Origin of the sequence: Allobosea sp. Leaf344, assembly GCF_001426225.1 — a bacterium.
Classification (GTDB): domain Bacteria; phylum Pseudomonadota; class Alphaproteobacteria; order Rhizobiales; family Beijerinckiaceae; genus Allobosea.
Genome location: NZ_LMRT01000009.1, coordinates 309,594 through 329,751 on the forward strand (window position 1 = coordinate 309,594; position 20,158 = coordinate 329,751).

At 68.4% G+C, this 20,158-nt stretch carries 20 protein-coding genes, 1 tRNA gene and 1 pseudogene; 8 read left to right on the forward strand and 14 right to left on the reverse strand.

What is annotated here, in order from left to right; genetic code table 11:
* Positions 1-245: 245 nt before the first annotated feature.
* From ASG72_RS21400 to ASG72_RS07505, 4 genes are all read right to left on the reverse strand, one after another.
* Complete coding sequence (locus ASG72_RS21400; protein WP_056710655.1) at positions 246-875, reverse strand: cold-shock protein; 630 nt, start codon at positions 873-875, stop codon at positions 246-248.
* Between the two features lie 128 nt (positions 876-1,003).
* Positions 1,004-1,711 carry a carbonic anhydrase gene (locus tag ASG72_RS07495; protein WP_056710657.1) on the reverse strand — a complete coding sequence of 236 codons (708 nt, stop codon included), beginning with the start codon at positions 1,709-1,711 and terminating at the stop codon, positions 1,004-1,006.
* 31 nt (positions 1,712-1,742) lie between these two features.
* Positions 1,743-2,084, reverse strand: coding sequence for a DUF167 family protein (locus tag ASG72_RS07500; RefSeq protein ID WP_056710659.1), 342 nt, complete (start codon positions 2,082-2,084; stop codon positions 1,743-1,745).
* 15 nt (positions 2,085-2,099) lie between these two features.
* The gene (locus tag ASG72_RS07505; protein WP_056710661.1) at positions 2,100-2,390 is read right to left on the reverse strand and encodes a YggT family protein; all 291 of its coding nucleotides are present in this window, start codon (positions 2,388-2,390) and stop codon (positions 2,100-2,102) included.
* 156 nt (positions 2,391-2,546) lie between these two features.
* On the opposite strand from ASG72_RS07505, the gene ASG72_RS07510 reads away from it, so the two are divergent.
* Positions 2,547-2,622, forward strand: a tRNA-Ala gene (locus ASG72_RS07510).
* A 56-nt stretch (positions 2,623-2,678) separates the two neighbouring features.
* Here the strand turns inward: ASG72_RS07510 and ASG72_RS07515 are convergent.
* The 6 genes from ASG72_RS07515 to ASG72_RS07540 form a co-directional block, all read right to left on the reverse strand.
* Entirely contained in the window at positions 2,679-3,128 is a 450-nt protein-coding gene (locus ASG72_RS07515) for an NUDIX domain-containing protein (RefSeq protein WP_056711047.1), read from the reverse strand.
* Between the two features lie 212 nt (positions 3,129-3,340).
* Positions 3,341-3,820 (reverse strand): bacterioferritin, encoded by a 480-nt coding sequence (bfr, locus tag ASG72_RS07520; RefSeq protein WP_056710663.1) that lies wholly within the window; start codon positions 3,818-3,820, stop codon positions 3,341-3,343.
* A 100-nt stretch (positions 3,821-3,920) separates the two neighbouring features.
* A complete protein-coding gene (locus tag ASG72_RS07525) occupies positions 3,921-4,205 on the reverse strand; it encodes a (2Fe-2S)-binding protein (RefSeq protein WP_082540174.1) in 285 nt (94 codons plus the stop codon).
* On the reverse strand, positions 4,202-4,735 hold the full coding sequence (gene irrA, locus ASG72_RS07530) for an iron response transcriptional regulator IrrA (RefSeq protein ID WP_082540175.1): 534 nt from the start codon (positions 4,733-4,735) through the stop codon (positions 4,202-4,204). Before irrA ends, ASG72_RS07525 begins: the two co-directional genes overlap by 4 nt.
* A 239-nt stretch (positions 4,736-4,974) precedes the next feature.
* Complete coding sequence (locus tag ASG72_RS07535) at positions 4,975-5,901, reverse strand: DMT family transporter (RefSeq protein WP_056710665.1); 927 nt, start codon at positions 5,899-5,901, stop codon at positions 4,975-4,977.
* Positions 5,902-6,149: 248 nt separating this feature from the next.
* On the reverse strand, positions 6,150-7,184 hold the full coding sequence (locus ASG72_RS07540) for an aspartate-semialdehyde dehydrogenase (protein WP_056710667.1): 1,035 nt from the start codon (positions 7,182-7,184) through the stop codon (positions 6,150-6,152).
* Between the two features lie 448 nt (positions 7,185-7,632).
* On the opposite strand from ASG72_RS07540, the gene ASG72_RS07545 reads away from it, so the two are divergent.
* Both ASG72_RS07545 and ASG72_RS07550 read left to right on the forward strand, forming a co-directional pair.
* Complete coding sequence (locus ASG72_RS07545) at positions 7,633-8,724, forward strand: hypothetical protein (protein WP_056710669.1); 1,092 nt, start codon at positions 7,633-7,635, stop codon at positions 8,722-8,724.
* Between the two features lie 121 nt (positions 8,725-8,845).
* The gene (locus ASG72_RS07550; protein WP_056710671.1) at positions 8,846-9,151 is read left to right on the forward strand and encodes a hypothetical protein; all 306 of its coding nucleotides are present in this window, start codon (positions 8,846-8,848) and stop codon (positions 9,149-9,151) included.
* A gap of 12 nt (positions 9,152-9,163) precedes the next feature.
* On the opposite strand, the gene ASG72_RS07555 is transcribed toward ASG72_RS07550, so the two are convergent.
* On the reverse strand, positions 9,164-11,572 hold the full coding sequence (locus ASG72_RS07555) for a transketolase (protein ID WP_056711051.1): 2,409 nt from the start codon (positions 11,570-11,572) through the stop codon (positions 9,164-9,166).
* Between the two features lie 126 nt (positions 11,573-11,698).
* On the opposite strand from ASG72_RS07555, the gene ASG72_RS07560 reads away from it, so the two are divergent.
* Positions 11,699-12,181, forward strand: coding sequence for an Lrp/AsnC family transcriptional regulator (locus ASG72_RS07560; RefSeq protein ID WP_056710673.1), 483 nt, complete (start codon positions 11,699-11,701; stop codon positions 12,179-12,181).
* Positions 12,182-12,501: 320 nt separating this feature from the next.
* Positions 12,502-13,698 carry a methyl-accepting chemotaxis protein gene (locus tag ASG72_RS07565; RefSeq protein ID WP_162246208.1) on the forward strand — a complete coding sequence of 399 codons (1,197 nt, stop codon included), beginning with the start codon at positions 12,502-12,504 and terminating at the stop codon, positions 13,696-13,698.
* A gap of 24 nt (positions 13,699-13,722) precedes the next feature.
* Here the strand turns inward: ASG72_RS07565 and ASG72_RS07570 are convergent, their stop codons facing one another.
* Positions 13,723-14,859 carry a DSD1 family PLP-dependent enzyme gene (locus ASG72_RS07570; protein ID WP_056710678.1) on the reverse strand — a complete coding sequence of 379 codons (1,137 nt, stop codon included), beginning with the start codon at positions 14,857-14,859 and terminating at the stop codon, positions 13,723-13,725.
* 148 nt (positions 14,860-15,007) lie between these two features.
* Here ASG72_RS07570 and ASG72_RS07575 point away from each other — a divergent pair, with 148 nt between their 5' ends.
* From ASG72_RS07575 to ASG72_RS07585, 3 genes and pseudogenes are all read left to right on the forward strand, one after another.
* Positions 15,008-16,828, forward strand: a complete 1,821-nt coding sequence (locus ASG72_RS07575; RefSeq protein ID WP_056710680.1) for an ATP-binding cassette domain-containing protein — start codon at positions 15,008-15,010, stop codon at positions 16,826-16,828.
* A 106-nt stretch (positions 16,829-16,934) separates the two neighbouring features.
* Positions 16,935-17,225 (forward strand): helix-turn-helix transcriptional regulator, encoded by a 291-nt coding sequence (locus ASG72_RS07580; RefSeq protein ID WP_056710683.1) that lies wholly within the window; start codon positions 16,935-16,937, stop codon positions 17,223-17,225.
* Positions 17,226-17,317: 92 nt separating this feature from the next.
* A pseudogene (locus ASG72_RS07585) lies at positions 17,318-17,944 on the forward strand (YoaK family protein); the annotation flags it as partial.
* 67 nt (positions 17,945-18,011) lie between these two features.
* On the opposite strand, the gene obgE reads toward ASG72_RS07585, so the two are convergent.
* On the reverse strand, positions 18,012-19,055 hold the full coding sequence (gene obgE, locus ASG72_RS07590) for a GTPase ObgE (protein WP_056710689.1): 1,044 nt from the start codon (positions 19,053-19,055) through the stop codon (positions 18,012-18,014).
* Positions 19,056-19,193: 138 nt separating this feature from the next.
* Positions 19,194-20,027 carry a DUF3108 domain-containing protein gene (locus ASG72_RS07595; RefSeq protein WP_056710692.1) on the reverse strand — a complete coding sequence of 278 codons (834 nt, stop codon included), beginning with the start codon at positions 20,025-20,027 and terminating at the stop codon, positions 19,194-19,196.
* Between the last annotated feature and the right edge of the window lie 131 nt (positions 20,028-20,158).

The window sequence follows — 20,158 nt, forward strand, 5'->3', positions numbered from 1 at the left end:
CGTCATTGCGAGCGAAGCGAAGCAACCCAGGGGGTGAGAGGCTCACCCGGCGCCGCTGGGTTGCTTCGCTTAAGCTCGCAATGACGGTGAGGAGCGCCAGGGCGCGCGCGGGGGAGAGCAGCGGGGTTGCGCATCAGCTGGCCGAGCCCTGTCGCGTCGGGATGCCCTGACACCCCGGCGGCCGCGCATGAAAAAGGCCCGCGCGCCGGCGGGCCTCCTCCGCGCGGAGCCGGGGTCGCCCGGCCTCAGATGAAGCTCACATCGGCCGCTTCGGGGCCCTTCTTGCCGGAACGGATGGAGAAGCGCACGCGCTGCCCATCCATCGGCGGCTGCAGGCCGCTGCGGCTGAGCGAGCTGACATGCAGGAAGACGTCGGGCCCGCCGCGATCGGGCGCGATGAAGCCGAAGCCGCGCTCGGTGTTGAAGAATTTCACGGCCCCGTCATAGGGCCCCTCCATCGGGCTGCTGTCGCGGCCGCCGCCGAAGCCGCCGCGGTCGCCGCGATCGGCATAGCCGCCGCCACCATAGCCGCCACCGCCGAAATCATCGCGCGGCGGGCGCGGCGAGAAGGGGCGCGGGGCGCGTTCGCCGCGCGGGGCCGCCTGCTGCGCCGTCGAGGCGTCGATCTCGTGAACCGCGACGACCTGCAGGCCGCGGCGGCCCTCGCCGAGATCGGCGATGATGGTGGCGCCCGGCTGCAGATCCTGCTGGTCGAGCGGTCCGAGGGCGGAGACATGCAGGAAAACGTCGCCGGAGCCATCGGCGGGTGAAGCGAAACCGAACCCCTTCTCGGGGTCGAACCATTTGACCTTGGCTCCGATGTTTTCGTGGGTGACGAAGGGCTGGGCGGCGGGAGGCTTGCGGCGGTCGAACATGGAGCTTCGAAAAATGCAGTGATCGGAGCGGCCAATCTAGCGCAAGCCGAGCCCGGCGTCATCGGGGGCGCGGCAGGAAATTCAGCTGGCGGGCGCCGATTCGCGCGGCTGCGTCGCGAGAAGGAGCCCTACTCCGCGGCGGCCTCGTCGCAGCGGATCATCCGCAGCTTCTTCGGCATGTCGCCGACCGCCGGCACGAACTGCCCCGTCGCGGGATCGAGCAGCATCAGCACGCCGGAGGCGACCGCGAAATAGGCCCCGTGCAGCTGCAGCCGCCCCTTGCTCTCGAGGATGCTGATGCAGGGGAACGTCCTGAGATTTTTGAGCGATTGCAGGATCGAGGCCAGCGCCAGGCGCTCGACGTAATCCTCGAGCATCTCGTTGCGGCCGCGGCCTCCGGTCCGCTCCGCCGCCGGCCCGATCAGGGTGATCCATTTGCCGATGAAGTCGCCGGGCGAGAGCGGCTGCTGCGCATCGTCGGCGAAGGCGCGGATGCCGCCGCAGCGGCCATGGCCCATCACCACGATATGCTCGACCTTGAGCGCCTGCACCGCATATTCCAGCGCCGCCGAGGTGCCGTGCAGCTGGTCGTCCGGCGAGAAGGGCGGGACGAGATTGGCGACGTTGCGCACCACGAACAACTCGCCGGGGCGCGCATCGAAGATCGTCTCGGGCGCGACCCGCGAATCGCAGCAGCCGATCAGCATGATCTTGGGGGTCTGCCCGGTCTCGGCCAGTTCCTGATAGCGCTTCTGCTCGCGCGCGAAACGGTCGTCGAGGAAGGCGCGATAGCCCTCGGTCAACCGGGACGGGAAGGAAGGCGTCGGAGTGTCCATGCGCCTGTCGAACAGGAGCGGAGCGGTTTCGTCAAGTCGGCGGCGCCCCGCGCGCCCGCTCAGTCGCCAGCAGCGCCTCCAGCCGCGCCCCGATCAGCAGGGGATCGCCAGCGACGGCGAGGGTCTTGATCCGCGCGCTGGCGCCCTGCACCAAGGCGATCCGCGAGCGCGGCAGGTCGAGCAGCCGCGACATCAGCTGCAGCAGCGCGGCATTGGCCTCGCCCTCGCTCGGCGCGGCGCGCACCCGCAGCTTCAGCACGCAGCGGCCATCCGCCAGACACTCGACCCCGTCCAGCGCGTCGCGCCCGCCCCGCGGCGTCAGCCTCACCGCGATCCGCACCCCCTCCGCGGAGGCGCTCCAGGGCGAGCTCACCGCGCCCTCTGCGGCTCAGAAGGCGATCGGGTAGAGATAGAGCTGGATGATCCGCTCGATGAAGAAGATCAGCAGCAGCAGGATGATCGGCGAGATGTCGATGCCGCCGAGATTGGGCAGCATGTTGCGGATCGGCCGCAGAACCGGCTCGGTGATCTTGTAGAGGAACTCCCAGACCGAGGCGACGAATTGATTGCCGGTATTGATGACGTTGAAGGCGATCAGCCAGCTCATCACGGCGGAGGCGATCAGCAGCCATGTGTAGATGTTCAGCGCGAGCATCACCACATCGAGAACGGCACGCATCGATCTTCCTCATGTCGCAGCGGGTGGCGCATGACCATCCGGAAAGGCGGGAGTGGCGATCATCGCCCGGCTTCATGACAGGACGCTGAAAGTCCCGCGGCGGCACCGGAAGCGATTGACATCCACGCGACGCACGGCCTAGAAGGCCAGCGCCTTGGGGCTGTAGCTCAGATGGGAGAGCGCTGCAATCGCACTGCAGAGGTCAGGGGTTCGAATCCCCTCAGCTCCACCAAGGCCCTTCCCACACCCTCGCCCCTGCCCCTGCTGCCGCCGCGCCCTCCCTGCCCGTCAGGCCCAGCCTTCCTGGTGGTAGCGCCCGTGGGGCGTCTGCCGGCCCTGCAGGCAGCCGATCGCGACGGCGACATAGCCGATCAGCGGCTGCGGCAGCTGGTCCGGGGGGAAATAGGCGAGGCCGTCGCATTTGTCGGGTTCGAGGATCCGCGGCGTGCCGTCGACCCGGTCCGTGGTGAAGAACAGGTCGATGATCGTCAGGCTGGTGCGGCGATGCATGGCGCAGACCAGGCGCCAGGCGGCGGGATCGACGCATAGCCCGGTCTCCTCGCGCAATTCCCGCGAGGCGGCGGCCAGCGCATCCTCGCCCGCATCGGCATGGCCGGAGGGCAGCCCCCACTGGCCGTCGAGATAGCCGGTGTTGCGGCGGCGCTGCAGCAGGATGCTCTCGCCCGCGCGCAGCAGGCAATAGCAGGCGAGATACGGGGTCTGGCGGGGCGGTTTCATCGCAATCTTGTCGGCCGCGATGGTGACATCAGCATGTCGGCCGCGCGTGATTTTTTGCGCGCCATGCGGTGTGGAGAGGCGCCGGAGCGCCTGCAGGTGCGCAGGCGCTCGCGGCAGCGCTCGGCGCTGCTTCCGCAAAACCCCTGCGCCACGCGCGCGCAATCGCATGGATCCGCGCGCCGCCAAGGTCGGCGCGCCCGGGTCGGGAGCGCCTAATGGTCCAGCTCGCCCATATGCTTCTGCGTATAGAGCTCCAGCCCGATCCGGGTGATCAGTTCGAGCTGCGTCTCGAGGAAGTCGATATGCCCTTCCTCATCCTTCATCAGATTGCGGAAGAGCTCCTCGGACGGGTAGTCATGCACCTCACGGCAATAGGTCGAAGCTTCCTGGTAGAGCGCACGCGCCTCGATCTCGGCCTTGAGATCAGCCTCGATGACCTCCTTGACGTTCTCGCCGATCCGCAGCGCATCGAGCTTCTGCATGTTCGGGAAACCTTCGAGGAACAGGATGCGGTCGACAAAACGGTCGGCATGGACCATCTCTTCGATCGATTCCTTCTTCCAGGTCTTGGCCATGTCCTTCAGGCCCCAATTATCTAGCATCCGGTAATGGAGCCAATACTGGTTGATGGCCGTCAGTTCGGAGCGCAGCCCCCGATTCAAATATTCGATGACTTTCTTGTCGCCCTTCATCGGGGTCGCTCCCAGCTAGTTTAGAATGATCCTAAGCTAGTGGGGGTCGAACCGAAAGGGAAGAGGGAATCTCGCTGTTCCCGACAAAAATGACGCAAGGTCAGGCGGCGATGTTCTGCTCGCTATCCAGCCCCTCCATCATCACGCCGATCTGCACATGGACGGCGCAGGCGATGTCGCGGCTGGCGCAGGATGCGCAATGGCTGGCGCAGGCGGCGCGGGCCTCCGCCAGGATGGCGCGAACCTGCTGGGCGCAGCGCCCGCAATCGGGGCTGCAGCCCAGGCAGCCATAGACTTCCCCCGCCGTCGAAGGCCCGGAGCCGTCCGGGGCGATCGTGCCCCTGATCTGGCTGCAGGACAGAACATTGCAGGAGCAGACGATCACGCGTGCTGCCCCCCGGCGACCTTCTTGACGACCTCCCCGCCATCCGCGCGGCGCAGGCGCACGATCACCTCGACCGAGGCGATCACCATCCCCTCCGGCGCCTCCGGCAGCCCCGCCACCTGGATGGTCGAGCCCGGGATGTCGACGACGGATTCATCATCCTCATTGTAGAAATGATGATGCTCCGAGACATTGGTGTCGAAGAAGGTCTTGGGGCCGGAGACCGAGACCTGGCGCAGCAGCCCGGCCTCGGAAAACTGGCGCAGCGTGTTGTAGACGGTGGCCAGCGAAAGCGGCTCGCGAGCGCGCAGCGCCTCTTCATACAGCATTTCGGCGCTGACATGCCGGTCGCCCTTGGCGAAGAGCAGCCAGCCCAGCGCCATGCGCTGCCGCGTCGGCCGCAGCCCCGCCAGCCGCAGCCGGGTCCGCACCGCGCTGATCGGGCAGGAGGACGGGCTCTTCTGCGGCCAGGGGATGTGGTCCGCGGGGGTGACGGCTCGGCTGAAGTCCTTGATGGACGAAACGGTCATTGCAAGCGCCTTCCAACTAGCTCCGGTGACCCGGCCCGTAGTTTAGAAAACATCTAAACTACTGATATTGCTATCATAATTGCCCCAAAGCCCGGGATGAGTCAATCGCTCCCGCCGAGCGCGGGCCGAGGGGGACGCCATGCCGCAGGCGCATCGCGCGGCGCATGGCTCGCTCCCGACCCCGCAGGAATGCGAGGGATCGCTGGTATCTCAGGGGCGGGACCGGTCGTCGAGGCCGGTCAATCCGCGTGGACGCCCAGCGCCATCCGCGCCCGGACGCGCTCGCGATGCGCGATATAGAGCCCCGACGCGGCGATCACGACGGCGCCGACCACGACCCAGACATCCGGCAGCACCGAGAAAAGGATGAAGCCGAACAGCGACGCGAAGAGCAACTGCGCATAGGAGAAGGGCGCCAGCACCGAGGCGTCGGCATAGCGGAAGGCGGCGATCACCATCCAGTGACCGATCGTCGAGAAGACCCCGATCAGGATCCCCAGCATCACGGTCTGGCCGGTCAGCGCCTGCCAGGACAGCGGCTGCAGCAGGCTGACGATGACGAGCCCGATCAGCGCGGAATAGGTCAGCGTGGTCAGCGGGCTCTCGGTGTTGCTCATCAGCCGGGTGACGATCAGCCCGCAGGCCCAGGCCAGCGCCGAGGCCACGGGCAGCAGCGAGGCCGGCTGGAAGGCCGCGCCGCCCGGCCTGACCACGATCAGCACGCCGGCGAGCCCGACCAGCGTCGCGGTCCAGCGCCGCCAGCCCACCTTCTCGCCGAGCAGCGGGATCGACAGGGCCGTGACGAAGAGCGGCGTGACGAAGCTCGTCGCCACCGCATCGGCGATCGGCAGGTATTTCAGCGACATCACGAACAGGATCGAGGCCATCGCCACGCACAGCCCGCGCAAGAACTGCAGCACCGGGCGGCTCGTCCGCAACCGCGCCAGCCCGCCGGCCCGCCAGACCAGCAGCAGCATGATCACGGCGAAGGACACATAGCGCAGCCAGGTGATCTGCAGCGCGGGGACGTGCCCGGCCAGGAATTTCGAGGTGATGTCGGCGGTCGACAGGAAGATGGTGGAGAGCAGGGTCAGCCCGATCCCGCGCAGCGGCGCATCCCGCCGCAGCGACGCCGGCAAAGCATCGCGGGGTGTGTCGGGAGGCATGGTTGGATCGGGACGGATCAGATCTGGCAAGCGACCGCTACGGCTGGAGATGCGGGCGAGCTTAATCGATAACCGCCGAACCCGTCGCGCAAAACCGGAACGGCCCGCATGCAGCGATCGTCGATGGCACGATCGATGCGGGCGGGCCGCGCCGTAGCGCCGGCGGCGGGGAGCTCGGTTCTGGGCTCCGCCGCTTCGCCGGCTTCAGAGGCGTCGAAGCGGGCGAAAGCCCGCCGGTCACGGGCCGATCAGGCGGCCTGCTTGCGCGGCTGGATCAGCTTGCGGTTCATCAGAACCTCCGCGATCTGCACGGCGTTCAGCGCCGCGCCCTTGCGCAGATTGTCGGAGACGCACCAGAAGGCGAGGCCGTTCTCCACCGTGTTGTCCTCGCGGATGCGCGAGATATAGGTCGCGTCCTCGCCGGCCGCTTCATGCGGGGTGATGTAGCCGCCGGGCTCGTGCTTGTCGACGACCAGGATCCCGGGCGCCGCACGCAGCACCTCGCGCGCCTCCTCGACGGTCACCGGCTTCTCGCATTCGATGTTGACGCTCTCGGAATGGCCGATGAAGACCGGCACGCGCACGCAGGTCGCGGTCAGCTTGATCTTCGGATCCAGGATCTTCTTGGTCTCCGCCATCATCTTCCATTCTTCCTTGGTGAACCCGTCCTCCATGAAGACGTCGATATGCGGGATCAGGTTGAAGGAGATGCGCTTGGGGAACTTCTTGGTGACGATCTCGCCGGCCGAGAAGACCGAGCGGGTCTGGTTGAACAGCTCGTCCATCCCGTCCTTGCCGGCGCCGGAGACCGATTGATAGGTCGAGACGACCACGCGCTTGACGCCGAAGCGGTCATGCAGCGGCTTCAGCGCCACCACCAGCTGCGCGGTCGAGCAATTCGGATTGGCGATGATGTTCATCTTGCTGAAGCCGGCAGCGGCGGCGGCATTCACCTCGGGCACGATCAGCGGCACGTCGGGATGCATCCGCCAGGCCGAGGAATTATCGATGACGACGGCGCCCTGCTGGCCGATGCGGGGCGACCATTCCTTGGAAATCTCGCCGCCGGCCGACATCAGGCAGATATCGGTGTCCGAGAAATCATAATGCTCGAGCGCCTTGCACTTCAGCGTCCTGTCGCCGAAGGACACCTCGGTGCCGATCGAGCGCGAGGACGCCAGCGCCACGACTTCGCTGACCGGGAAGGCGCGCTCCGCCAGGATATCGAGCATCTCGCGGCCCACATTTCCCGTGGCGCCGACAATCGCGACCTTGAAGCCCATGATCATGTTCCTTTGGATAGCCGGTTGGTCTCCCCCGGGGCGCCTGCCGCCTCACTGGGAGAGGCGGTCCGGCATCAGCCCCCGCCGGGGGGGAGGGCCCGGAACCGAGGCGACAGCGTCAGCGCGGCGTCCGGACGGTGCCGGTCGCCGTTTTGGTCGTGCGTTTCGTCGTCAGACCGAAGATCACAGGGCCAATTCCCGCAGGGCTGGGAGCAGTCGCGCCGAAAGACTGCCGCAGGGCCATCTTTCGTCCCCCTCAGAACACCCAAGCCGGGAAAAAGTCAATCTCCCGCCGCCCGGCGCCGCCGTTAACCCTGCCTGATTACCGGCGATTCACGCTGTCTCGCGATTGGCTGCGCCCGGTAACCGGACAGGAGCCTCCCCGCCCGAGACTGCCGCCCGAGGCACCCCCTCCCGAGCGACCGGGGGCGCCATGCGGGAAAGCGAAGTGTCCGAGCCTGTCATCTCCCCTCTGCTGGCGCGCCTGCGCCTCGGCCTCGAGCCCACCCTCCCCGTTTTGGCCACGGCCGCGGCCGCGCTGCTGCGGCGCCTCGGGCAGGCCGGCCTCGTCGTGCTGCGGCTCGACTGGATCGGCTTGCTGATCCGCGCCGCCGATGCCGTCGAGCACGGGCTGGCCGGCGCTTTGCGGCTGGTGCGCCAGCTCTGCCGCAACCGGCTCGTCGGGCTCGGCGGCAATCTCGCCTGGCGTGGCCTCGCGGCGCTGACCGGGATCGGGCTGGCGACCTGGCTCGCCGCCTCGGTCTCCGGCGGCACCGAGGACACGATGCTCGCCGGCGCGATCGTCGAGGAGCCGGCGGCGCGCCCGCTCCGCGACGTGCGGCTTGAGCCGCGTCCCGCCACCGCCGGCGAGAGCTGGATCAGAATCCCGCGTCCGGTGCCGATGTTCGGGCTGGACTCGCCGGAATTCGACGGGCTCCCGGCGCGGATCGAAGCCTATCAGAGCGGCGATGGCCGCCAGCGCCAGGACCGGCTCGATGTCGGCGGCTTCGAGGAACCCGGGCCGCATCTCCATCTGCGCCTGCAGCCTGACCATGAGGGCGCCGGAGCGGCCCTGCAGCCCTTCGTCATCGGCCTGGTGCGGGAGGCGGCCGGGCGCGGGCTCTCCGTCCGCCGCAGCAGTCTCGCCACCGGGCTTGCCACCCGGTTCGGTTCGGTCGAGACGGCGGATGTGACCCTCGCCGGGGAGAGCGAGGGCCGCGCCTGCATCGCCTTCCGCAAACAGGCCGACGGCGTCCCGCTCGCGCTCAGCGGCTGGTGGTGCGGAACCGCGGCGCGGCCGGCCGACCGGCAGCAGCTCACCTGCCTGATCGACAGGATCGATCTGCGCAGCGCCGGCGAGGACCTGGTGCTGCGCGCCGCCTTCGCCCGCACCGAACTCAAGCGCAATGCCGCCTGCGCACCGACCAGGCTCTCCGCCGCCGGCCGCAAGACCTCCTGGCTCGATCCGGCCGGCTCCGCGCCGCCGCTGCGCACCCGCACCGCCGTCGCGACCGAGCGAAATCCGGCGCCGCGCCCGTGATCGTCACTTGCCAGTGAACGTCACTTGCCAGTGAACCGGAGGGCTGCTCAATTCGTTAACTGCGTGGGACTATGCTGAAGACCTCGCACTGTCGCATTCGTCGCTGCTCCGGAGACCCTCCATGCGTTCGCTCACGCGCCTCGCCGCCTTCCTCGCCCTGACGGCCGCGGCATCGACGGTCGCCATCGCTACGGCCGAAGCGCAGAGCCGCAAGGGGCCGCTGCGCGTCACGGTGCAGAAGCGCAGCTATTTCGACGCGGGCAATGTCGTGGCGGTCGGCTCGCTCAGCCGCTACGTCACGCAGCATGTCGTCGCCAGCCCCGTCTATGCCAGCACCGGCGAGTTCTATGGCGAGGGCACCCTGCCCGGCCGCTTCGCCAGCGGGCCGAACCCCTTCGCCGGCACCTTCGCCACGCCGCGCTTCTGAGCGGCCCGCAGCTCAGGGCAGCGCCTTGAGGTGCCGCACCGGCCGGCCGGGCGCCGCCGCCTGCGCCGCATGGACGATCGCGTTCGCATCGATCCCGAAATGCCGGTAGAGATCGGCGACCGTGCCGGTCTGGCCGAAATGCTCGACACCCAGCGCCTTCTGGCGATGGCCATGCACGCTGCCGAGCCAGGCCAGCGTCGCCGGATGGCCGTCGATCACCGAGACGATCCCGCAATCGCGTGACAGCGGCCCCAGCAGCCGCTCGACATGGCTCGTCGCGTCGTGCTGGCCGCGCTGCCGAGCCCGCTCCGCCGCCTGCCAGCCGGCATTGAGCCGGTCTGCCGAGGTGATGGCGAGCAGCCCGACATCGCGCCGGTCCTCGGCCAGCAGGCCCACCGCCGCGATCGCCTCAGGCGCTACCGCCCCGCTATAGGCGATGACGACGCTGGCATTGGGCCCGGGCCGGCGCAGCCAATAGGCGCCGTCGATGATCTCCTTTTCCAGCTCCGGCGTCATCTCCCGCTTCGGCTGCTCGAGCTGGCGCGTCGACAGCCGCAGATAGACCGAGCCGCCGGTCTCGTCGCGCAGCCAGCTCGTCTCGGCGGGATCCATGATCTGCGCCTCGCTCTCGCCATGGCGCTGCATATAGGCGAAGGACCAGCGCATCATCACCGCGAGCTCGTCGACGAAGGCCGGCTCGAAGGCGCACAGCCCGTCCTGGCTCATGCCGATCAGCGGCGTTGCGATCGATTGATGCGCCCCGCCCTCGGGCGCCAGCGTCACCCCCGATGGCGTCGCCACCACCATGAAGCGCGCATCCTGGTAGCAGGCATAGTTCAGCGCATCGAGCCCGCGCGAGATGAAGGGGTCGTACAGCGTCCCGATCGGGATCAGCCGCTCGCCGAAGATCTCATGCGACAGGCCCAGCGCCGACAGGGTGATGAACAGGTTCATCTCGGCGATCCCGAGCTCGATATGCTGCCCCTGCGGCGAGAACTCCCATTTCTGCATCGAGGGGATGCGCTCGTCCTTGAAGGTGTCGGCCATCGAGGCGCGCGCGAACAGGCCGCGGCGATTGACCCAGGGGCCGAGATTGGTCGACACCGTCACGTCCGGCGCGGTGGTGACGATCCGGTCGGCCAGCGGCCCGCCCCGCTTGGCGATCTCGTCCAGCACCTTACCGAAGCCCATCTGCGTCGACATCACCGGCTGGATGCCGGCCTCCAGCCGCTCGGGCACGGGCAGCGTCGCGGCAGACATCCGCCGCCGTCCGCGGGCGAAGAACGGGACTTCGGCCAGGAATGTGCGCAACTGGCTTTCCGGCAGCTCGAGCCCCTCGAACAGATCCCATTCATGGCCGGGGCGGATGCGGTTGGCGGCGCGGAAGCCCTCCATCTGCTCCTTCGTCATCAGCCCGGCATGATTGTCCTTGTGCCCCGCCAGCGGCAGGCCGAACCCCTTGACGGTATAGGCGAGGAAGCAGACCGGCCGGTCGTGGTCGATGGATTCGAAGGCCTCCAGGATGCTCGGCAGGTCATGCCCGCCGAGATTGCACATCAGCCGCGACAGCTCCGCATCGGAGCGCGCCTCGATCAGCTGCGTGACCGGGCCCTGATCGCCGAGATCATCCATCAGGCGCCGGCGCCAGGCGGTGCCGCCCTGGAAGGTCAAGGCGGAGTAGAGCTGGTTCGGGCAGGCGTCGATCCAGGCCTTGAGCCGCTGCCCGCCCGGTTCGCGGAAGGCTGCCTGCTGCAGCGAGCCATATTTCAGCGTGACCACGTCCCAGCCGAAATTGCGGAACATCTGCTCGAAACGGTCATAGAGCCCTTCGCGGATGACGGCATCGAGCGATTGGCGGTTGTAGTCGATCACCCACCAGGTGTTGCGCAGCCCGTGCTTCCAGCCCTCCATCAGGGCCTCGAAGATATTGCCCTCGTCGAGCTCGGCATCGCCGATCAGCGCGACCATCCGGCCTTCCGGCCGCTCCGCCGCCCAGCCATGGGCCTTCACGTAATCCTGCACCAGTGAGGAAAACAGCGTCTGGGCCACGCCCAGCCCGACCGAGCCGGTCGAGAAATCGACGTCGTCGATGTCCTTGGTGCGCGAGGGATAGCTCTGCGCGCCCTTGTAGCCGCGGAAATTCTCGAGCTTCTCGCGGGTCTGCAGCCCCATGAGATAGTTGATCGCGTGGAAGATCGGCGAGGCGTGCGGCTTCACCGCGACCCGGTCCTGCGGCTTCAGCGCCGCCATGTAGAGCGCCGTCATGATCGTCGCGAGCGAGGCCGACGAGGCCTGATGGCCGCCGACCTTCATCCCGTCCTCGTTGCCGCGCAGATGATTGGCGTTGTGGATGGTCCAGGAGGCGAGCCACAGGATCTTCTTCTCGAGCTCGGCGAGAACGGGGAGGCGCGGATCGGTCATCATGTCACTCTCGGGCTGGTCCGCCCCAATCAAGCATGCCGGCCACGCTGTTGGCAGCCAAAGATCGGGCTCGCCGCTTCACCGATTGGTGTTTTCCGCTAAGATGGCCGGGGAGCGTGCCGAATTATGCCAGAACACCGCCTAGACGAGATCGACCGCCGCCTGCTGCAGGCCCTGCAGGCCGATGGCCGGATGAGCATTCAGGATCTGGCCGCGCGGGTCGGTCTCTCCCCCTCGCCCTGTGCGCGGCGCGTCCGGCTGCTGGAAGATGCCGGCGTGATCAAGGGTTACGCCGCCGTGGTCGACCAGGACAAGCTCGGCCTGCCCGTCTCCGTTTTCGCCTCGATCAAGCTGGAACGGCAGCGCGAGGAGGAGCTCGACCGTTTCGCCGCCGCCGTGACGCGCTGGCCCGAGGTCGCCGATTGCTTCCTGATGACCGGCCCCCGCGACTATCTGCTGCGCATCATCGTCAGCGACCTCGCCGCCTATGAGCGCTTCCTGAAGGACAAGCTGACGCGGCTGGAGAATGTCGCCTCGATCGAATCGAGCTTCGCGCTCGGCCAGGTCAAGCGCTCCTTCTCGATCCCGGTTGACGGCACACGCACCTGACCCACAGACGAATCAGGTCTCCGGATGCGGACTCATAGTCCAGATGGACTAGTCCGCAAGCTTCAGCTGCCTAGGTCATCACGGCAACACTGCAAATAATAATGTAAAAACTGAACGCATCTTGCTCAATCGACAAGATCCGTTTTCGCAATTTACCGTTTGTTGTTCTGATCGGCGCCATTTCAAACATGACATGGCTGCGTATCGTCGCGCCTCTGATCTCCGCCTCGGATTGGATCGATGCAACCTGTTGCAGTTCCCCTCGTCGCCACCGCTCCCGCCGGCGGGACGCCTGCCGGCCCGGCTACGCGGACCCGCTCATGAGCGGAGCGACCCTGCATCGCTGGATGCCGGCTCTGCTCTGCGGCCTCGGCCTCGGTGCGCTGGGGCTGATGCCGGCCGGCTGGCTCGAGGGTCTCGGCCGGGCGCCGCTCGCCGCCTGCCTGATAGCGGCCGCCCTGGCGGGCGCTCTGCTGCAGCAGCGGCAGCGTCGCGACGCCGCTCTGGCGGAGCTGGCGCGATGCCTCGAACAGGATGACGAGGCCGGGCTGCTCCGGGCCCGGGCAGGCCTGAAGCAGGATCGAGACATCAGCCGGCTCGCGCTGGCGCTGCGCATCCAGCCCGTCGCACCGCCCCCCGCGCCCGCCGCGGCCGGATCGACGCTGCTCCAGCTGGCCTGCGATCTCGACGGCCGGATCGGCGAGGAGGTCGCGCAGCTGGCGCTGGCGACGCGGGAGCTCGAGCTGAACACCGCCGTGGTCACCGAATCGATCCAGACCGCCCAGATCGATTCGCAGAGGCTCAATCAGACCGCCCAGGCGGCGGCCGATCGCGCCCAGACCGTCGCCGAGGCGACCGAGCGGCTGGTCTCGGAGCTCGCCACCGTCGACCGGCATTCCCACCAATCCGCCGAGGTCGCCCGGCAGGCCGCGAGCAATGCGGCCAGCACCAACCAGACCATCGCCAATCTGACTTCGGCCTCCCAGGCGATCAGCGACATTCTCGACGCGATCGGCGAGATTGCCCGGCAGACCAACCTCCTCGCGCTGAACGCCACGATCGAGGCCGCGCGCGCCGGAGAGGCCGGGCGTGGCTTCGCCGTGGTCGCCACCGAGGTGAAAGCGCTCTCGACCCAGACCAGCAAGGCGACGCAGGATGCGCGCGCGCAGATCCTGGCGATGCAGGCCGCCAGCCGCGAGGCCGTCGAGGCCGTCGCGGTCATCGCCGACTCCGTCGGCGAATTGAGCGGGCTGGCGGCCTCGGTCGGCTCCGCCATCTCAGGGCAGAAGCAGCTGACCCTCGGGATCGCCGAGAAGGTCGTCCACGCCGCCGGCGGCTTCAAGGAGGTGGCGGGCCAGCTGCATCGCCTCAACGAGAGCAATGACCGCGCCGTCGAGGCGGCTGCCGGTGCGCTGGACGTGGCCCGCGACGTCGCCGGCAAGGCCGTCGGCATCCAGGGCGCGATCGGCCGCTTCCTGCTCGATCCCGCCGGGGATGCCGGCCGCGACCGGGCCTGACCCCCCTGCCGGCCGCCGGGGCGCTCAGCCCAGGGCGCCGCGCGCCGCCACCGGCCAGAGCGCCTCGACATGGGCGTCCGGCCCATGCATGCCGCGGACGCAGACATACCAATCATGAAGATTGACCGTCGGGTCGCAATGGCCCGGCACCAGCAGCACATGCTCGCCACGATGCGGCAAGGCGGCGGGATCGCCGGTCAGCACGCCATGCTCGTCGGATGGCTTGGTATAGACCGCGCCCTCGCGCCGGAACGGAATCGGCAGCCCGGAATCGATCGCCGCCGCCTTGTGCCCGGCATCGACGATGGCACGATCGGGCACGGGCTTGCTCATCACACCGGCCAGGATGAACAACGCGTGCTCGAAGCTGCGGAAGGGCTCGCCATTGGCCTGCCGGTTCCGGGCGTAATCGGCATCCATGAAGATGTAGGATCCGGCCTGGATCTCGTTCCAGATGCCCGATTGCGTCTCGATCTCGAAGGTGCCGGTGCCGGCGCCGCTGACGAACTCGCAATTCAGCCCGGCCTGCGCCAGGCGATCGACCGTGTTGCGCGCGCTCAGCCCGGCACGCTCGATCGCCTCGCTGCGCTCGTCGATGGAGCGCATATGCTGCGCCGTGCCGTGATAGGCCTGGATGCCCTTGAAGCGCAGCGTGTTGCTGCGCGCCACCGCCTCGGCCAGCCGCACCGCGGCCTCGCCCGGTGCCACGCCGCAGCGCCGGCCGCCGACATCGATCTCCACGAGCACGTCGAGGATGACGTCGTTGCGGGCGGCCGCCTCGGCCGCCTCGCGCACCCCGTCGGGATGGTCGACGCAGAGCCCGATCCGCGCCTCGCGCGCCAGCCTGGCCAGCCGGTCGAGCTTCGCGGCGCCCGCGATCTCGTTGGAGACCAGCACATCGGTGACGCCGCCCGCCACCAGCACCTCCGCCTCCGAAACCTTCTGGCAGCATTGCCCGACGGCGCCATGGGCGATCTGCCGCAAGGCGATCTCCGGGCTCTTATGCGTCTTGGCATGCGGGCGCAGCCTGACCCCATGCGCCTGGGTGAAGGCGGCCATGGCGACGAGATTGCGCTCGAAGGCATCGAGGTCGAGAACGAGAGCCGGCGTGTCGATCTCATGGAAACTCTGGCCGATCTGGGCCGGCGGGGGCATGGGCATGGGCAAGGGCACTCTGCTGAATCGGAACGGCGCCTATCGGACGCCAGCTTCGTGTCGCGAGCAAGACCTGAGTGGCCGCCGTTCCTCACTCGCCCCCCTCGCCACTCGCCCCTCGCCACTCGCCGATTGTCATGATACGCCCCGCGCCATGAAGATCGGCCGCGTTTCCGACGACACTTTCGCGCTTTTCGCCCGCGTCTGGCGCGAGCAGGTCCGGCGATACCTGCCGCAGATGGCGATGATCCTCGGCCTCGTCGTCGTCATCGCCGCCACGACGAGCTTCTATCCGCTGCTGATCAAGGCCGCCTTCGACGCCTTCGCCGACCCCGCCACGGCGGAAGCGACCGGTTTCGTGCGGCGGATGGAGCGGCTGGTCTCGAAATCGATCGGCATCGAGATCGGCGTCGTCAACGCCGTCGCGGTGGTGGTGGTGATCGTCACCGCGATCAAGGGGTTTTCGCTGCTGACCCAGACGGTGATGACCAACAGCGTCGTCAGCCGCATCGAGGCGGATATGCAGACGGCGCTCTATGCGCATCTGATCGACGCCGATCTCGGCCAGCTGCAGCGCGAGAACCCCGCCTCCCTGACCCAGCGCTTCACCACCGACTTCACCTTCGTCAAGGAGGCGCTGACGCGGCTGATCAACATCGCGGTCCGCGACGTCATGACCGCCATCGCGCTGGTCGGCGCCATGCTCTGGATCGACTGGCAGATGACGCTGGTGGTGCTGCTGATCGCGCCCATCGTCGCCCAGCCGATCGGCCGCATCGGCAAGAAGCTGCGTCGCATGGCGATGTCGCAACAGGAGCAGACCGGGCTGATGGCGAGCCTGGTGACGGAGAGCCTGCAGGGCGCCCGCGCCGCCAAGACCGATTCGCTCGAGCCCTATCTGAAGGCGCGCGCCGCCACGGCCTTCGAGACGATCCGCGGCCTCAAGATGAAGGCGGCCAATGCCCGCGGCCGGCTCGATCCGCTGCTGGAGATCGGCGGCGGCATGGCGGTGGCCGGCGTGCTGGCCGCGATCGGCGTGCGCATCACCTCGGGCGGCTCGACCGTCGGCGATTTCACCGGCTATGTTTCGGCGCTGCTGCTGGCGGCGCAGCCTATGCGGTCGCTCGGCAATCTCAACGCCATCGTGCAGGAGGCGGGCGCCTCGCTGAAGCGCTATTACGCCCTGCTCGACGAGCAGCCGACGATCGTCGAGAAGCCGGGGGCCGCGCCGCTGCGGGTGGGGGCGGGCGAGGTCGCCTTCCGGGCCCTGCGCTTCCGCTACCGCGACGATTCCCGCGCGCTCGAAGGCATCGATCTGGTCGCGGAAGGCGGCAAGATGACCGCGCTCGTCGGCCGCTCGGGCTCCGGCAAATCGACCCTGCTCGCGCTGGTGCCGCGGCTCTACGATCCGAGCGCCGGGCGTATCGAGATCGACGGGCAGGATCTGCGCGAGGTCACCCTGGCCAGTCTGCGCAGCCAGATCGGCGTCGTCAGCCAGGATGTCGTGCTGTTCGACGATACGATCCGGGCCAATATCCTGTTCGGCCGCCCCTCCGCCAGCGAGGCCGAGATCATCGCCGCGGCGCAGGACGCGGCCGCGCATGATTTCATCATGGCGATGCCGCGCGGCTATGATTCCCCCGTCGGCGAACGCGGCTCGCAGCTCTCCGGCGGTGAGCGCCAGCGCATCGCCATCGCCCGCGCCATCCTCAAGGACGCCCCGATCCTGCTGCTCGACGAGGCGACGAGCGCGCTCGACACGGAATCGGAGCGGCTGGTGCAGCAGGCCCTGTCCCGGCTGATGAAGAACCGCACCACCCTCGTCATCGCCCACCGCCTCTCCACCGTGCGCGAGGCGGATCTGATCGTCGTGCTCGACGAGGGCAAGGTGGTCGAGACCGGCAGCCACGACCAGCTGATCGCTCGCGACGGCGCCTATGCCAGGCTTCACCGGCTGCAATTCGTCGAGGGTTGAGCGCCGCGGGGCATGCGCAGCATGCCGGCGCTGAAACGGCCATGACTTGACGACTCATATCTGAAACATCAGTCTCGATGGCGGAACTCTCAGCGGGAGCCTGCACGTGATCACGGCAGCCCAGATGCGCGCCGCCCGCGCCCTGCTCGGCATTGACCAGAAGACGCTGGCGCGGCTGGCCGGGGTCTCCGTGCCGACGATCCAGCGCATGGAGGCCAGCGACGGCCATGTCCGCGGCATCGTCGACAGCCTGATGAAGGTCGTCGAGGCGCTGGACCTGGCCGGGATCGAGCTGATCGGCGAAGGGATGGCGAGCACGCAGGGCGGGCGCGGTGTCCGGCTGCGCGAGCGGGCCGGACCGGGATCGGCCGGGGCGCCGGTGGAGCCGGCGCGATGAGCCGCGGCCGGCTGCATCGCCGCATCAGGGTGCTGCGCTCGGCCGTCGCCCATCGCCGCAGCGCCACGACCGATCTGATCCTAGGCACCATGCTGGCCTTCGTCGCCGGCGCGATCAATGCCGGCGGCTTTCTCGCCGTCGGCGAGTACACCTCGCACATGACCGGCGTCGTCTCCGCCATCGCCGATAATCTCGCTCTGGGGGCGCTGGGGCTGGTCGGCGGCGGGCTGGTGGCGCTGGTGAGCTTCACCGCCGGCTCCGCCTGCTCGGCTCTGCTGATCAATTGGGGCCGGCGCAATGCGCGCACGCGGCAATACGCCTATCCGATCGCGCTGGAAGCGCTGCTGCTGCTGGCCTTCGGCGCGCTCGGCTCCGCCAGCCGGCAATGGCCGGCGCTGATGGCGCTGGCGGCGCCGCTGCTCTGCTTCATCATGGGGCTGCAGAACGCCACCATCACCAAGATTTCCGGGGCGCGCATGCGCACCACCCATCTCACCGGCATGGTCACCGATATCGGGATCGAGCTCGGCAAGCTGCTCTACCGCAATCGCCCGGACGAGCCCGAGCGGACGAAGGTGCGGGCGGACCGCGCCAAGCTCGCCATCCTGCTGCGGGTGGTCGGCATGTTCTTCGTCGGCGGCGTCAGCGGCGCGCTCGGCTTCGGCCAGCTCGGCTATGTCTTCTGCCTGCCGCTGTCGCTGCTGCTGCTCGCCTTCGCGCTGTCGCGCTTCGCGAAGCGCGGCCCGCTGCGCCCGGAGGCCGAAACCCCCGCCTGACGCCGCGGGATCAGGGCCGCCAGCCGGCCTCCTCGATCGGAGCGTTCTGCGCCGTCTCCTCGGCCCGCGCGGCATCGACGACCTTGAACAGCGCCCGCAGCGCCTCCTCCACGCCGAGGCCGGAAGCGGAGGACAGCACGATCGGCGTACGCTTGGCGGCGCGTTTCAGCCTTGCCACCTGCTCCTTCAGCAGCTCCGGCGACAGCGCATCCGCCTTCGACAGCGCCACGATCTCGGGCTTTTCGTCGAGGCCTTCGCCATAGGCGGCCAGCTCGTTGCGCACGGTCTTGTAGGCCTTGCCGGCATGCTCGCTGGTGCCCTCGACGAGGTGGAGCAGCACGCGGCAGCGCTCGACATGGCCGAGGAAGCGGTCGCCCAGCCCATGCCCCTCATGGGCGCCCTCGATCAGCCCCGGAATATCCGCCAGCACCATTTCGCGCCCATCGACGCGCACCACGCCGAGGCCGGGATGCAGTGTGGTGAAGGGATAATCCGCGATCTTGGGCTTGGCCGCCGTCACCGTGGCGAGGAAGGTCGATTTGCCGGCATTGGGCAGGCCGATCAGCCCGGCATCGGCGATCAGCTTCAGCCGCAGCCAGACCCAGCGCTCCTCGCCCGGCAGGCCGGGATTGGCATGGCGCGGCGCCTGGTTGGTGGAGGTCTTGAAATAGGCGTTGCCGAAGCCGCCATTGCCGCCCTTGCACAAGACGAAGCGCTGCCCGGGCTCGGTGAGATCGGCGATCAGGGTCTCGCCATCCTCGTCGAAGACCTGCGTTCCGGGCGGCACCTTCAGCACCGCCGGCGCGCCATTGGCGCCGTGACGGTCGGCGCCCATGCCATGGCCGCCGATCTTCGCCTTGAAATGCTGCTGGAAGCGGAAGTCGATCAGCGTGTTGAGGCCCTGCACGCATTCGATCACGACATCGCCGCCGCGCCCGCCATCGCCGCCGTTCGGGCCACCGAACTCGATGAATTTTTCGCGCCGGAAGGAGACGCAGCCCGCGCCGCCATCACCCGCCTTCACATAGATCTTCGCCTGGTCGAGAAATTTCATAGCGCCTCAGTAGGCCCACAGCTCGGTCAGGGCAATGGAGATGGGCATGACGCGGCGCGGGGCCAAGCCCGTGCCGTGCCGGGGGCCTGGAATCCCGACGGATTGCGAGCGCCGCCGGCCGAAGACCGAGCCGGCGGCTCAGTCGCGCTTGGCGGTTGCCGTCGCGCCGGGATCGACGCGGAAGCTCGAGGCTTCGATGACGGCCGTCCCGACCATCGTCTTCACCGAGATCCGCACCGGCACCATCAGATTCGTGCCCGCCACCGGCGCGAGCCAGGTGTTGATGTCGCGGTTCTCGGCCATGAATTTGGTGCTCGGCCGCAGCGCCCGGTGGCCGGCGATCGGCACATAGCGCGCCTGGCAGATCGCGACCGGCCCGCTATATCCGTCGATCTGGACGTCGCGCGTCCCGGAATAGCTCAGCTTGATGTCGTAGCGCGCCGCGCCGTCGAAGATCGGCAAAGTGCGGTTGCAGGCCGCGGCCGAACCGCCCTTGCCGCTGACCGGCATCAGGAAGGCGCTCAGCGGGTCCAGCACATTGCGCCGGTGCCCGTCGTTCAGCGGCACGCGATCAGGCTTGGCGTCGATCGGCGGGGCGATGTCGAGCGCGGCCACCCGGCCGCTGTCCAAGGCCATGCGCACGGTGCGGCTTTCGCTGGAATTGGCCGAGCTGACGGCGAAGGTCGCCGGGGTCGGCTTGCCGCTCTCGAGATTGCCGGTGGCGCTGCCGGAGCCGCGCCCGCCTGTCAGCCCGCCGACCAGCCCGGTCAGCTTGGCGGCGACGTCGAGCTTATAGGCGCTGCCTTCGATCCCGCCCGACAGCGTCGCCGTGCCCAGCGTCAGCCCCAGCAGCGTGACATCATATTTGGCGTCGAGCGAGGCGGCCGAGGCACCCGCGGCCGCGAGCGACAGCGCCAGCACTGATCCGGCCAGGGAGGGCGCCAGCATTCGCTCCCGAAGAGCTCGCTTCATCAGAATCCTCCATGGCAGAACGCGACAATGCTGAACGGCGAATCGGACCTTATCGTGGCCAATCTTTTGTTCATCAAAGTAAACAAGCTATGAGCATGGCCGCCAGCCGGTGACGGCAGCCGGACGAGACG